The organism is Aureibacter tunicatorum (assembly GCF_036492635.1).
In the GTDB taxonomy this organism is placed as follows: domain Bacteria; phylum Bacteroidota; class Bacteroidia; order Cytophagales; family Cyclobacteriaceae; genus Aureibacter; species Aureibacter tunicatorum.
On sequence record NZ_AP025305.1, the window covers coordinates 408,599 to 422,906 of the forward strand.

At 37.1% G+C, this 14,308-nt stretch carries 16 protein-coding genes; 14 read left to right on the plus strand and 2 right to left on the minus strand.

From position 1 onward, the window contains the following. Positions 1-8: 8 nt before the first annotated feature. The 12 genes from AABK36_RS01565 (at position 9) to AABK36_RS01620 (ending at position 8,787) form a co-directional block, all read left to right on the plus strand. On the plus strand, positions 9-200 hold the full coding sequence (locus tag AABK36_RS01565) for a zf-HC2 domain-containing protein (RefSeq protein WP_309937273.1): 192 nt from the start codon (positions 9-11) through the stop codon (positions 198-200). Between the two features lie 147 nt (positions 201-347). Further along, positions 348-1,205: a hypothetical protein gene (locus AABK36_RS01570; RefSeq protein ID WP_309937274.1), complete on the plus strand. Its 858-nt coding sequence runs from the start codon at positions 348-350 to the stop codon at positions 1,203-1,205. Positions 1,206-1,397: 192 nt separating this feature from the next. After that, positions 1,398-1,853, plus strand: a complete 456-nt coding sequence (locus AABK36_RS01575) for a toxin-antitoxin system YwqK family antitoxin (RefSeq protein WP_309937275.1) — start codon at positions 1,398-1,400, stop codon at positions 1,851-1,853. 183 nt (positions 1,854-2,036) lie between these two features. Next, complete coding sequence (locus AABK36_RS01580) at positions 2,037-2,885, plus strand: alpha/beta hydrolase family protein (RefSeq protein ID WP_309937276.1); 849 nt, start codon at positions 2,037-2,039, stop codon at positions 2,883-2,885. Between the two features lie 103 nt (positions 2,886-2,988). After that, positions 2,989-4,164 carry a molybdopterin molybdotransferase MoeA gene (locus AABK36_RS01585; protein WP_309937277.1) on the plus strand — a complete coding sequence of 392 codons (1,176 nt, stop codon included), beginning with the start codon at positions 2,989-2,991 and terminating at the stop codon, positions 4,162-4,164. A gap of 51 nt (positions 4,165-4,215) precedes the next feature. Next, positions 4,216-4,554, plus strand: coding sequence for a winged helix-turn-helix domain-containing protein (locus tag AABK36_RS01590; RefSeq protein WP_309937278.1), 339 nt, complete (start codon positions 4,216-4,218; stop codon positions 4,552-4,554). After that, entirely contained in the window at positions 4,551-5,141 is a 591-nt protein-coding gene (gene mobA / locus AABK36_RS01595; RefSeq protein ID WP_309937279.1) for a molybdenum cofactor guanylyltransferase, read from the plus strand. The genes AABK36_RS01590 and mobA overlap by 4 nt, the downstream gene beginning before the upstream one ends. Continuing rightward, complete coding sequence (locus AABK36_RS01600; protein WP_309937280.1) at positions 5,126-5,368, plus strand: MoaD/ThiS family protein; 243 nt, start codon at positions 5,126-5,128, stop codon at positions 5,366-5,368. Before mobA ends, AABK36_RS01600 begins: the two co-directional genes overlap by 16 nt. Before the next feature lie 56 nt (positions 5,369-5,424). Beyond that, positions 5,425-5,868, plus strand: coding sequence for a molybdenum cofactor biosynthesis protein MoaE (locus AABK36_RS01605; RefSeq protein ID WP_374709114.1), 444 nt, complete (start codon positions 5,425-5,427; stop codon positions 5,866-5,868). Positions 5,869-5,873: 5 nt separating this feature from the next. Beyond that, on the plus strand, positions 5,874-6,782 hold the full coding sequence (gene moaCB / locus AABK36_RS01610; RefSeq protein ID WP_309937282.1) for a bifunctional molybdenum cofactor biosynthesis protein MoaC/MoaB: 909 nt from the start codon (positions 5,874-5,876) through the stop codon (positions 6,780-6,782). 1 nt (position 6,783) lies between these two features. Further along, positions 6,784-7,788 carry a GTP 3',8-cyclase MoaA gene (gene moaA, locus AABK36_RS01615; protein ID WP_309937283.1) on the plus strand — a complete coding sequence of 335 codons (1,005 nt, stop codon included), beginning with the start codon at positions 6,784-6,786 and terminating at the stop codon, positions 7,786-7,788. A gap of 54 nt (positions 7,789-7,842) precedes the next feature. Then, a complete protein-coding gene (locus AABK36_RS01620) occupies positions 7,843-8,787 on the plus strand; it encodes an SUMF1/EgtB/PvdO family nonheme iron enzyme (RefSeq protein WP_309937284.1) in 945 nt (314 codons plus the stop codon). Here the strand turns inward: AABK36_RS01620 and AABK36_RS01625 are convergent. Then, the gene (locus AABK36_RS01625; protein WP_309937285.1) at positions 8,784-9,965 is read right to left on the minus strand and encodes a tetratricopeptide repeat protein; all 1,182 of its coding nucleotides are present in this window, start codon (positions 9,963-9,965) and stop codon (positions 8,784-8,786) included. The two genes, AABK36_RS01620 and AABK36_RS01625, sit on opposite strands and share 4 nt — an antisense overlap. A 159-nt stretch (positions 9,966-10,124) precedes the next feature. Between AABK36_RS01625 and AABK36_RS01630 the strand changes: the two genes are divergently transcribed. Both AABK36_RS01630 and AABK36_RS01635 read left to right on the plus strand, forming a co-directional pair. Further along, positions 10,125-12,266 (plus strand): S46 family peptidase, encoded by a 2,142-nt coding sequence (locus tag AABK36_RS01630; RefSeq protein ID WP_309937286.1) that lies wholly within the window; start codon positions 10,125-10,127, stop codon positions 12,264-12,266. Between the two features lie 108 nt (positions 12,267-12,374). After that, entirely contained in the window at positions 12,375-12,932 is a 558-nt protein-coding gene (locus AABK36_RS01635; RefSeq protein WP_309937287.1) for a DUF3332 domain-containing protein, read from the plus strand. Between the two features lie 58 nt (positions 12,933-12,990). Here the strand turns inward: AABK36_RS01635 and AABK36_RS01640 are convergent, their stop codons facing one another. Then, positions 12,991-13,869 (minus strand): AraC family transcriptional regulator, encoded by an 879-nt coding sequence (locus tag AABK36_RS01640; protein ID WP_309937288.1) that lies wholly within the window; start codon positions 13,867-13,869, stop codon positions 12,991-12,993. Positions 13,870-14,308: the final 439 nt, after the last annotated feature.

The following is a 14,308-nucleotide window of genomic DNA, read 5'->3' on the forward strand; positions in this document are numbered from 1 at the left end:
CGATGATAATGAAATTATTCTATGACTGCAATACAGCGACAAGGCTGATGATAGAAAGCGAGGATAGGGAGTTGACCAAAAGAGAAAAGATACTGCTTCGCTTGCATTTAATGACCTGCAAACTTTGCAGAAACTATCAAAAACAAATGAAAGGGATGGCGGAATATTTGAATAAGCATTTTGCCGAAGAACACCTATAATTGAGTTTTTGATATTTTTTTAATTAAAGATAATGCTTATTCCTAGTGTGGATTGTTTCTTAAGTGCTTGATTAATGGATTGGATATTCGGAACTTTTACAAACAATAGTTTATGAGAGATAAGTGCCAGTTTATAGTCATCAAGATATGCAAGAACAATTCGAAGGTCAAAGACCAGAAGGCTTAGTCAAAATAGTTGCTGATAGCGGATCAACCAAGACTGCTTGGAAAGTTTATAAGTCTGGTCTGTTAATGAAGTCTGTTGAGACCATAGGCTTCAATCCTTATTTTTTGAATGATCGAGTAGCTTTGGATATTCTTGAAAGAGAATTTGGAGAGGTGAGCGATCAAGTAAGCAAAATAAGTTTTTATGGAGCTGGATGTGGCCGAACAGCTGGGAAGATTATTATAAAGGAGATATTTTCCAAAGTTTTTAAGAATGCTGACTTTCTGATTGATACAGATTTGCTAGGAGCAGCCAAAGCGTCGCTTGGCGATGAAAGCGGGTTTGTATGCATTCTTGGAACGGGTTCTGTGGCTGGTTTATATGATGGGAAGAAAATTTTCAAAACTTTTGGCGGCTTAGGTTACTTGCTGGGAGACGAAGGCAGCGGCATGGCTTTAGGACGAAGATTGTTTAAAGCGTATTTGGAAGGCTCAATGCCTGCTCATATTTCCAATCTTTTTAGACAAACTTATGACAAAGATGGAACAAGCATGCTTGATGAACTGTATGGTGCTGATCGGCCAAACAGGTATTTAGCTTCGTTTGCACGCTTTGCATACGCAAATAAAAGTGATGACTGGATAAAGGCACAGCTTGAAAAGCATTTTTCTGATTTTTTTAATTCTGTAATTTTTAGCCAAATTGATTTTACCTTGATAGACAGAGCTGCATTTGTAGGTTCTATAGCTTATTTTTTTCAAGCTTTTATAGATGGTTATTTTTCTTCTGAAACAGACTTGATATTTGTTGAAAAGCCAATCTCATCATTGCTGGATTAAATTACCAATATCCTGATTTTAGCTTAATATTAATCTAATGTTAATTTTTCAAATCAATTTATGATATAATATTATCGTAATTATGGCTTATATTTTTATTTATTGATAATAATTTGATTTCTGGCACAGAATTCGTAACATTGTGTTAACATTAGAGTAATGTTACAATAATTTCAAAACAAGGAGGATAAAATGAAAAATATATTAGCAATATTGATAGTAATGGTAATGGCTTCAATCTCGACATTCGCAAGCGATGGGATTAAAGAAGTAGATGGCAAATATTACACCAAGGATGGAAAAGAGTTTACTGGAAAACTAGAATCTTATTACGAAAATGGTCAACTTTCGCAAGTGCAGCATTTTTCTCTTGGATTAGTGGAAGGGCCAATCATTAGATATTACGAAAATGGAAACATTAAGGAAATAGGCCATTATACAGACAATTCGAAATCTGGACAATGGACAAGGTGGGATGATGCGAATAGAATCGTTGCCATTGCAAAATATACTCAAGGCCTGAAAGATGGAAAGTGGATAGTGTGGGATAGCAATAAAGGAGTGAGATATGAAATTAGCTATAACGCAGGAAATAGAGAGAACGTGAAAGTAGTGGAGTCCGATGGCTCTATGCTTGCGAGCAAATAAAAAATAATAGAAACAGTTCAGTCAAGTGATATTGGAAATTATCATTGTTAGTTTTTTTTAGTGTGAAGAGACCAGGTTCGAAAGACTTGGTCTTTTTTTGTATAAGATTTAGAAGTCAAAACTATTTTTGCTTTCCTTTTTTTCCTTTATAAATTCGTTGAAAATCATACAAATTCTTTTGCAATGAACTTAACTAAGAAATCAGGAATTATTCAAGGAAAGCATGGCAAGTCCATCAGTTATGATTATCAGTATAATTCGGACCTTGATAATAATACCTTGCCAACAGTGATATTTGTCCATGGCTTTAAAGGTTATAAAGATTGGGGTGCGTTCAATTTGGTTGCCGAGTATTTTGCGCAGAGAGGATGCTTTTTCTTCAAATTCAATTTTTCTCATAATGGCACGGATCCGGGCCATCCGAATGAGTTTGTAGATCTAGAGGCATTTGGCAATAATAACTTTAGTATCGAAAGAAGCGATTTGGGTGTTGTCATAGATTTTGTAGAGTCATTGAAGGGTGAATTGCCTTTGGAAACTAAGAGTTTATCACTGATAGGGCATAGCAGAGGTGGAGCTGATGTGTTGATGAAAGCTTTGGAGGATGATAGGGTCAAAAAGTTAGTGACTTGGGCTTCGGTTCTCGACGTGGAGAATTTTTTGTCCGAAGAGTTGAAAGCTAAGTTGATGAAAGAGCAAAAGATTGAAATTTATAATGGCAGGACCAATCAATACATGCCTATTTATAAGCAGTTTATGAATGATCTTTTGGAAAATTCAGATATATATAATTTGAAAAAAAGATTGAAAAACTTGTGGCAACCTTTATTGATATGCCATGGGACTTCCGATGAAGCTGTTGATTATGTCAATGCGGAGAAAATAAACGAATTGGCGCCTAATTCAGAACTATTTTTGATCGATGATGCAGGACATACCTTTGGAGCAAAAGAACCTTGGGAAGAATCGGATTTGCCTAAAGAATTAGCTTTGTTGTTGGAAAAGACTTATCACTTTTTAGTAAAATCGTAAAGCTATCTAATTCTTTTTTTAATATCATTTAAATGTCGATTTATACTTAATGAGTATATTGACAGTATCTTAATAGTTTTCTAAAATAACATTTACCTACTATATGATTACTGTAGAACAAGCCCTTCAACATATTAAAAATATAACCGTCCAACAGCCTAAGTCATTGGTGCAAATGTCAGAAGCTCTGAATTGTGTGCTGGCTGAGGATATTCATTCTCCTATAAATATGCCTCCATTTAGACAATCAGCAATGGACGGCTATGCTATAAATGCGCATGAAAGTAACCATTACCTTCTTGTGGGAGAAATTAAAGCGGGAGACAACTCTCAATTTGAATTAAAAAGAGGCGAAGCTGTAAGAATATTCACAGGCGCTCCTGTTCCTGACTCTTCGAATGCTGTAGTCATGCAGGAGAAAGTTCAGAGATTGGATGACAATAAGATCTTGATAGACGGCGAAGTTAAAGCCGAGGAAAATATAAGGCCGTTAGGAGAGCAGATTCAAAAAGGAGAAGTAGCTTTAAGGGAAGGAGATAAACTTAATCCAGCAAGCATAGGTTTTTTAGCGACTTTAGGTTTGGACAAAGTCATTGTGAGACAAGCTCCCAAGGTTGCGATTTTGTATACCGGAAATGAGCTTGTGGAGCCAGGAACTCCGTTGGATTATGGCCAGATTTACAATAGCAATTCCATCATGTTGCAATCGGCCTTGTATGAATTGGGTTGCAAGAGCGTGGAAATTCACCATTGTATGGATGATTTGAGCTCGACAAGGCAAAAGGTCGCCAGTTTGTTGGATGACAATGAAGTCTTGATCGTTTCTGGAGGAATTTCAGTGGGGGATTATGACTTTGTAAAAGACGCTTTGGAATACAACGATGTAGAGGAAGTATTTTATAAAGTGAAGCAAAAGCCGGGCAAGCCATTATTTTTTGGGAGAAAAGATGAAAAATTGATTTTCGCTTTGCCGGGCAATCCTGCCGCCGCATTGACATGTTTTTACGTTTACCTTCTTCCTGTCATCCAAAGAGCCTTGGGTGCCGAAGACTTTGCGCTTGAGCGCCAGTATTTGCCTTTGAAAGAAAAATATGAATATAAGGGTGGCAGGGCACTGTTTTTGAAAGGGAAAAGGACTAAAAATGGTGTCGAAATATTGGAAGGACAAAGCTCAGCAATGCTTCATACTTTCGCTTTGGCAGACTCATTGATTTATATTTCTGGTGAAAAGTCAAATTATGATCAAGGCGACTTGGTGGAAGTTATAAAAATAAAGTAATTTTTCTTATCTTCGTTATACCAGCAAGGGAATAACGAAATTTAAATCTGGATGGCCTACAAAGTTAAAAGTCGATTATGGTTGGAGTCTGACGAGGAAATGCTCTTGGGAATGGGCAGGCTCAGGCTTTTGAAAGCGCTTCAAGTTTGTGGGTCTATATCTGGAGCAGCTAAAGAGCTCGGGATGTCATATCGCAAGGCTTGGCATCTGATTGACAGCAGTAATTCGCACTCTAAGCAACCATTGGTAGAAAAATCCACTGGTGGAAAAAATGGCGGTGGAGCGAAATTGACTCCTTATGGAGAAAAGCTGCTTTCTAATTTTGAGCATTTAGCGGCTAAATGCGAAACGTTCCTTGAGGAAGAAATGGATAAAATGGATTGGTCATGAGCCTGATTTCGAAGAATAATATAACGGGGATCATATTGGCTGGAGGAAAGAGTTCTCGAATGGGTGAAGACAAAGGCATGATGATGATCGATGGCGAGGCTTCAGCAAAGAGAATCGCGCGCAAGCTTGAAGTTTTTTGTGGCAAGGTGATTATAGCCTCGTCAAATGAGCAGCATAAGTTATTGCAATATGAATTAGTCGAGGATATGTATCCAATGCAAGGGCCTTTGGCTGGTTTGCAAGCGGCTTTGTCGTATAGCTCGACACAAGCGAATCTAGTGTTAAGTTGCGATGTGCCCATGATAGATGATGATGTGTTGCAGTCTTTGATTGATGCTCATGATGGTAGTTCGCTGATTACTTGGGTTTCTGCTGAAGGTAAAGAAATGCCATTGGTGGGAATCTATGATAAAAGTTGCGCTGACTACTTTGAAGAGTGTCTTAAGCAAGATGAGAGGCGAGTTAGAGTAGCTTGTGGCCAATTATCCAAGAAAGTAATTCATCTGGAAGGAAGCTTGGCGCTTTCTGTTCATAATTTTAATACTCCTGAAGACTTGAAAATAGTGGAACTATGCAAATTGAAATAAAGTATTTTGGCATGGCAGCTCAAGCCGTAGAAAAGAATAATGAGCAGCTTAATTTCGATGGAGATAAGACATTGGCAGAGCTTGAAAACACGCTTTTGGCCCGTTATGCTGGTCTGGAAAAAGTGCCATACAAGCTTGCGGTCAATAAAAAGCTGATCAGAGATAAAAACTTGCTGATCAGCGAAATCGACGAATTGGCTGTATTGCCTCCTTTTGCTGGTGGATGATTATAATATTGTTTTTTCCTAAAATGTAATTGTATCTGAACAAACAAAATTTACTGATGAAGAATAAAAAGCCTAAAAACATATTCAGAGAAGGTCCTATAAGTCCTGAATCCATAGCGGAATCTATTGCTAAACATCAATCGAAAACAACTATAGGAGCTCATGATATATTTTTGGGACAAGTCAGGGCGGATATTATAGAAGACAAAGAGGTAAGAGCTATAGAATATAGCGCTTATGAAGACATGGCAATGGATGTAGTGCATGAAATTAGAGAAAACACTTTTGAAAAGTTCGATATCACGTGCATGCATATTTATCATAGCCTTGGAAGAGTGAATGTTGGTGAGATTTGTTTGTTTGTCTTTGTCTCATCACCAAGAAGACGTACTGCTTTTGAAGCTTTGGAATTTGTCGTGGAAGAAATCAAGGCAAAGGCTCCGGTTTTCGGCAAGGAGTTGTTTGAAGATGAAAGTTTTGTATGGAAGGAGAATAAATAAGGCAAATGATAGATATAACACATAAGCATTCAACGTTAAGAGAAGCCACAGCCCAAGCTGTAGTGAAAGTAAGCAAGCAGGAGACTATAGACGCAATCGTCAATAAAGAAGTGCCAAAAGGAGACGTGCTTGAGATGGCAAAGGTTGCAGGACTTTTTGCCGTGAAGAAGACTTCGGATGTGATTCCGGATTGCCATCCTTTGCCGGTGGAACAGACTTCAGTAGCTTATGAAATAGATGGACTTGAGGTTAAGATTATGTTGACTGCCAAGACGATCTATAAGACAGGAGTTGAAGTGGAGGCTATGCATGGAGCTTCTGTGGTTGCCTTGACGATGTATGATATGCTTAAGCCCATTGACAAGCAGGTTGAGATCGGGAATATCAAGTTATTGAAGAAAAGAGGTGGGAAATCCGACTTTTCAAAAAATACCAAGGAGCTGAAGGCCGCCGTTGTTGTTTGTTCGGACTCGATTTCCGCTGGAAAAAAGGAAGATAGAGCTGGTAAGGTTATCGTTGAGAAATTGGAAAAATTGGGTGTCCAAGTGATCGAATACGCGATCATACCCGATGAGTTGGAAGCCATCCAGCAAAAAGCCATGACGCATGTTGATCAATCAACGGATATGGTGATTTATACTGGAGGAACAGGCTTGTCTCCAAGGGATGTCACCCCGGAAGCATTAAAGCCTTTGATAGAAAGAGAAATACCGGGAGTTTCCGAATACATCCGTCATTACGGGCAAGACAGAACGCCTTATTCGATGCTGTCGAGAAGTGTGGCAGGACTTAGAGAGGAGACGTTGCTGCTGGCTTTGCCTGGATCAACCAATGGGGCTAAGGAATCGATGGAAGCCTTGTTCCCATCATTATTGCACCTATTTAGAGTAATTGAAGGAGCCAGACATAACTGATTTGAAGATAGAAAGTAAAAATCCATTGGTGGATAGATTTGGGAGAGTACATGATTACTTGAGGATTTCTTTGATTGAGAAATGCAATCTTAGATGTACTTATTGCATGCCTGAACAGGGTATTCCGCTTTCTCCTAAATCGCACCTGATGACTTCCGACGAAGTGTTTGCTTTGGCGAAAACTTTTGTCGACTTGGGCGTGAAAAAAATACGCTTTACGGGAGGAGAACCGCTGCTTCGCAAAGACTTTGATGAGATCTTGCGAAAAGTAGCTGAACTTCCTGTTGAGCTTGCGATTACGACCAATGGAATTTTACTGGATAGGTATTATGACTTGTTGCTTGAATTGAATGTAAGAAGCATCAATGTGAGCTTGGATACGCTTGATTCGAAGAAATTTGAAGAAATCACAAGGCGAAATCAATTTGATCGAGTGATGAAAAATATCGAATTGTTCAATAATGAGCACTTTGATTTGAAAGTCAATGCTGTATTGATGCGTGGTTTTAATGAGAGCGAGCTTGTCGATTTTGTGGAAATGACTCAGCACTCGTCAATAGCAGTAAGATTTATTGAGTTCATGCCTTTTGGAGGCAATAAATGGGAAGAAGAGAAAACCGTTACTTTGGCTGATATCCTAGGTGTTATGAATACTTTTTATGGAGAAGAAAAGGTTGTCTCTCATGCGCATCTGCCCAATGAAACCAGCAAGATATTTCATATAGAAGGCTATCAAGGGACATTTGGAGTTATAAGCTCCGTTACGTCTCCATTTTGTGGAGATTGCAATAGAATGCGATTGACAGCTGACGGCAAGATGAAAAACTGTTTGTTTGGACAGGATGAAAAGAACCTCTTATCCGCACTGAGAGAAGGACAGGATATTGAGTCTTTGATTCGTTCATCTGTTCATGAAAAACATGAAAAACATGGAGGCTTGTCCTTGGATAATGAAAATGCCGACTCTTTGGATAAGAATAGAAGCATGATTCTCATAGGAGGATGAAATTTTTTTACAAAAATTTAATAAATTCGCTGATATTTTAAATTTTTTATTTCAGTGAAAGCTATTTTATTATTATTTACATTGATTTCTTTCTCAATACTTGGCTTTAGTCAGAAATCAGAGCATACGATTTCTTCTATCAATGGAGAAATAACTATTTACAGATCAAATATTCAGGTTGATTTTTATCAGCTTAAGCCTGAGGATTATATAAATTTAGATGATGTTGTAAATGGCCGTTTAGAAATTCATACAGATATTGATACTTTAGAACTAGCATTCAATAGAATTATTGATGGAGAAAATTTATTAAGTGTCGTGTTTGATGATAAGAAAGTTGCTAATATTAATTTTTATGTGAAGAAGAGTAGCTATAGTGCGGATAAGAAAGTATATAGAAAACCTCCAAACATGATTGAAATTTCGGGATTATTTGTAGATAAATCTGAAGTTTCCAATATCCATTGGATGGAATTCCTTTATCATGTTAGAAATAACCTTTCTCGTAAAGAGTATTTGAAATTATTGCCACTTGATGATAGTAAAGTTTTTGAGAATGAAAATTTTAGATATTACCCGATAACAAACATTACCTATGAGCAAGCGTTGGCATACTGCAAGTGGCGAACAGAATTTGTTGAGAGGTTTAATAAGTCAGATAAAAAATTTGTGTTTAGGCTTATTACTCCAGAGGAATGGGTTTTGATAGGAAAAGTTTTGTTAGAAAAAAATTACAAGAAGCTGAATAATTATTATTTGAAATCAGCTGAAATAAATGCGGGTGTGTTAAAAAGTTATGGTTCTGAATCTTTTCATACATCTGGTATTTACAATTTTTTTGATAATGTGAGTGAAATGACTCTTAGAAAAGGTGTTGCTATGGGAGCAAGCCAAGAAGTTTTCATATCTCCTGAAGAAAGTTTAGTTAAATTAATGAATTATGACTATCCAAGTCCATATTTGGGGTTTAGATGTGTTGCTGAAGTAATTGAAGATTAATTGAACACTTCCAGACAGTATGTATTGTAAGTGTCTTGGGCTCTTAAAGAACCTTTGCTAATGGCTTTTTTCCATTCATCGCAAGCTTTATCCATTTCTCCCTTTGCCCAAAAACAGTTCCCTAGCATATAATAACTCTCAGGCCTGTTTTTTCTTAGCATGATAGCCCATTCATAAGTGTCAATGGCTTTTTGAACTTCCCCTAGCCTTAGGTAAATAATACCTAGATTATAATGAATTTGGTAATGCGAGTAAGGGATTTCATTAGGGTCTAATACTAGAGGATAAGCTTCGCCGTACTTGGCCGTGTACATCTCTATTAAGATATCAATGGCCTTGTCGAAGTAATTCAAAGCAAGCCTGTTGTCATGCATTTTATCCGCGGCTACTTCCGCCGCTGATAATAGAACAGGCAAGTCATAATGGCCTATCATAAGCATATCATCGTATACGGAAAGTGCAGCATTATAATCCTTGAAGTGTTCGTAGATCTCAGCGATGGTTTTGTGAATAGCGGCTGAATAAGGGCCGAAAACCCTGACATAATGAAGTTTGCTTAAAGCCTTTTCGTATTCATTGTTTTCATAATGCTCCATGCCTTTGTCATACAAATCACTGATGATGACCTCGAAATATCTTTTCACTTCCGTGGAGGCTTTGGGGTGCCTACTGAGTATGCTAAGTATTTTCAAACTTTCATCCAGTTGATCATTTTCATAGGCTTTTTTGGCTATGATGAATTGTTTTTTCTCAAGCTTTTTCATGCGATAGTCCATGTAGTTGAGATAAGTCACCCTTAGAAAGAGAAATGCCAGTAAAGTAAATAAAAAACTCATGATAGCTTTGGTGCTGAACTTTTGCCAAAACATCTGTTTTTGTCTGAATAAGTCCCTTTTGATATATTCTTTGTAGATTCGATTTTTTTCAAAAAGTTCTTCATCTGACAGCGGGTGATTTTCGTTTGTTATAAGCGTAAGGTCGTATTGAGCTCTTTTGCTTTTGTCCGATAAGATTTGATAAGCTTCGTTGATGAGTTTGAATATTTCTTTGTCTTCATCGTTTGCCTTGTCGATGTTTTTATCCGGATGATGGATTTTGGCTAGTTTTCTGTAAGCTTCTTTAATGGATTTATCATCAGCGTCTTTTTCTATGCCCAATATGTCGTAATAGTCTTTCAATGCGATTATGTTTGTAAAATAATATTATTTTTAAACCGGAAGTCGGGATATGGAAAAAATCATTGGGTAGATTTTATTACATACAAGTTTATTTTTATTCAATTTGTTTAATAAATATAATTTTCAATCAACGTATTTTATAATAAATTATAATCAATTATGCTAAAGTATCGTTTACTTTTTTTGCTGATCTTTTTTAAAACCTCCTTTCATGCGATGGGAGAAGAGGGGATGTGGCTACCTCAATTGCTTAAGCAGTTGAATGAGCAGGATATGCAGTCGTTGGGAATGAAGATGAGCGCGGAGGACATTTATAGCGTTAACAAGTCGAGTCTCAAAGATGCGATTGTGTCTTTCAATGGTGGGTGCACAGGCGAGATTATTTCCAACGAGGGATTGCTGTTGACAAACCATCATTGCGGTTACGGACAAATTCAATCTCATAGTTCTGTAGAAAATGATTACTTGACAGATGGCTTTTGGGCGATGAGCAAAGATGAAGAGTTGGCAAATGAGAATTTATTTGTCACGTTTATCATTCGTATTGAAGATGTGACAGATCAAATGCTTGCCGGTTTGGATGCCTTGGAAGGAAAGGCTTTGGAAGATAGCATTTCAGCCCGCATGCCTTCAGTCAAGGAAAAGGCTGTGGAAGGTACGCATTACGAAGCTTTGATCAAGCCTTTCTTTTACGGCAATAAGTATTATATGTTCGTAACGGAAAAATATGAGGATGTAAGATTGGTAGGAGCTCCGCCATCGTCTATTGGAAAATTTGGAGGAGATACAGATAATTGGGTATGGCCAAGACATACTGGGGATTTTAGCATTTTTAGAGTGTATTCAGGTCCTGATGGCAAACCAGCGAAATATTCTGAAGACAATATACCTTTGAAGCCTAGGCATTTCTTGCCGGTTAATATCGCTGGAATAAATGAAGGAGACTTTTCGATGGTATTCGGATTTCCAGGCAGAACACAGGAATATTTAACCTCTTATGCTGTGGAAGCTTTGGTTGATAGTATTAATCCCGCAAGAATAAATATTAGAGAAGAGAAATTGGCGATCATGAAAGCGGAAATGGATCAAAGCGATAAAGTTAGGATTCAATATGCTTCAAAATATGCCAGAGTAGCGAATTATTGGAAAAAGTGGATAGGTGAAAACCGAGGTTTGAAGATATCCGAAGCTGTAAAAGTAAAAAGAGTTGAGGAAAAAGCATTTCAGAAGTGGGCTGACAAGCAAGGCAATGAAGATTATAAAAACTTGTTAACGAATTTGGAAAAAGCCAATAATGGACTGACACCTTATGAAGTGCCATTGCAGTATATGAGAGAGGCTATTTTCGGGATAGAGGCTTTTAGATTGTCTTTAGGTTTAGATGCGAAGTCTGATGCTTCAATTGCCAAGTTTTTCAAGGATTATAACAGGCCGACCGACCAAATGATGATGAAAGCTATGTTGAAAACTTTTGATGAGAATGTCGCTGATGAATACAAGCCTGAAGAGTTTCAGAAGTTGAAAAGCAAGTTCAAGGGAGATTATGGAAAATTGACTGATTATTTGTTTGAGAAATCCAAGCTAACGACAGAGAAAGAAGCTTTGGCTATTAAAAGTAACCCAAAGAAACTAGATAAAGATCCGGTATATACGTTGGCGAATGCTTTTTATGGTTTGTTTAAAAATAGCATAGTTCCTGAAATAGAGCAGAGAAGAATCGAGATTGATCAGTTGCAAAAGCTGTATGTTAAGGGACTAATTGAAATGAGCCCTGAAAAGAAATTTTATCCTGACGCGAATAGCACGATGAGGGTGAGTTATGGCTTGATCGATGGCAATGAGCCGGAGGATGGAGTCAAGTATACTTTTCAAACTACGCTGGAAGGAATTATCAGAAAGAATGAGAGTGGAAATCCAGATTTTGCGATGCCTGAGAAGTTGAGGAAATTATATGATGAGAAGGATTATGGCGAATATGGAATTGGTGATAAAATGCCCGTGTGTTTCTTGGCTTCAAATCATACGACAGGCGGAAATTCAGGTAGTCCCATTATTGATGCCAATGGAAATCTAATTGGTCTGAATTTCGATAGAACATGGCAAAGCACGATGAGCGATGTGATGTACAATGCGGAGATATGCAGAAACATAGGTGTAGACATTCGATACATTTTGTTCATTGTGGATAAATTTGCAGGAGCGACGCATTTGATTGAAGAAATGAATATTGTCAAAGAAAGGCCAATGATCCCATTAGAGGCTAGTAAGACAGCTGAACAAGAAGCCTTAATAGAAGAATAAATTAAAAGCATAAGGGGAAAGAGATTTTCCCTTTTGTTTTTTACATTTTGCAAGGAATTTGATTAATCGATTGTGTTGATATATGTGAAAACTTTTAAACAATAATAAATGATGAAAGCTGTTTTGAAGAAATTTTTAATGATCGCTTTAGCCAGTTCGCTAATGGTGAGTTCCAGTTGTATTGGACCTTTTAAATTGACAACTAATTTACACTCTTGGAATCAGCAAGTAGGTACTAAGTTTATTAATGAATTAGTGTTTTTCGCCTTTGTAATCGTTCCGATATATCCTTTGTCATTGCTTGGCGATGCCTTGATTTTCAATTCGATAGAGTTTTGGGGCGGGGAAAATCCGATCTCTATGAAAGAGGGAGAATCAGAGGAAAGAATTGTTAAGGTTAAAGGAGAGAAATACAAGGTGCTAACGACGAAAAATCGCTACGAGATTGTGAACTTGGCCACAGAAGAAGTCGTTGAATTCGATTATGATCCTGAGACGGGAATTTGGCTTATGACCGATGAGGAGAAATCAATGAAGCTGGTTGAGTTGAAGAAAATGAATAAAAAGACTGTCGCCAGATTTTTCACTCCTAATGGAAATTCAGTGGATTATATGGTTGATTCACAGGGAGACAATATGAAATTAGGGCAAGCATTGGCTCGATAGATAACGAACCATTTGCTTGATCAATTCTAGTAAAGAGGCTGTCATAATGACGGCCTCTTTAGTAGTTGAATTTCTTTTTGTATTCTGTAGGCGTGTAGTTAGTGATCGCCTTGAATTGTCTGTTGAAGTTGGAAATATTGTTGAATCCGCATTCGTAGCAAATTTCCGATATGTTGTATTTGTTCTCCTTAAGCAATTTGCAAGCATGTCCCACTCTGATTTCGTTAAGGAAAAGAGAGAATGTCTTGCGAGTTCTAAGCTTGAAGTATCTGCAGAATGAAGTCACACTCATGTTGGCAATATCCGCAACGTCGCTTAGTTTGATGTTTTCAGAGAAGTTTTGCATTACATATTCGAATACATCGTTGATTTTTTTGCTGTCAGATTCTTTAAGAAATTTGGAATAGCTTAAACTTGACAAGTACTCTACATCCGACTCGAGGTTTTCAGCGATCAAGTTGAGTATTTCAAGCATTTTTATGATTCTGAAGAATCCCTCCAGATCTTTCAATGTTTCAAGCAAAGGAGCGATAAGATCTCTTGTTTCTCCGGTTATTTTAAGACCTCTGCCTGATTTTTTTATCAAATCCTTGATTTTCGCAGCTTCGGGCAATTCGAAGAAATCCGCGCCAAAAGATGTTTCCGTGAAGAATACAGATATCGCTTTGGCTCTCACCTCTTCATTCGAATCTTCATAATAAAGTTTGTCATTGCGGAATACGTGCGTCAAGTTCGCTCCGATGAGGAGTATATCTCCTGCTTTGAAGTTCTTTATATTGTCCCCTATAAAGAATGTTCCATTACTCTCCAGAATATAGGTGAGTTGGAGCTCAGGGTGGAAGTGTAGCGGGTCATAGAAATAAGGTTGATCTTCATACTGAACCCGAAAGGATTCCTTCTCTGAACTAGGTATTTTAAATAGTAGTGGTTTCTTCATGTACCATATATAATAAATAAATATTAAAAATCATATTGTTTTTATGATTTTCGTGTGCATATAGTGCTAAATTCTAGAAAATAGTTAATGTTTATTAATAAAAGTGAGGTATATGATACGCTTTCTGTGTAAGTTTTGGCTTATAAAAAATATTGATTGGTTTAATTAATTTTTTGTGAAATGTTTTATGGTTAATAGGCCAAGAGTTTGCTTTTTCTTTTTTGAGTGCCATTTTATGAATTTTGACTCAAAGTAAAAAAAATTACCTTTATGAATCGCTTTATAAGAGAAAATCTTGCTTAATTACCATTTTCAAACTAATTTGGATGTAAATAACATATTGAAGTTCGTTGCACGAATTAGCCGAATATATTAGGCTATTTTTTATGGACAGTAGGATTATATTTTTACACTAGACTGTTGCACATCTCTACGGATA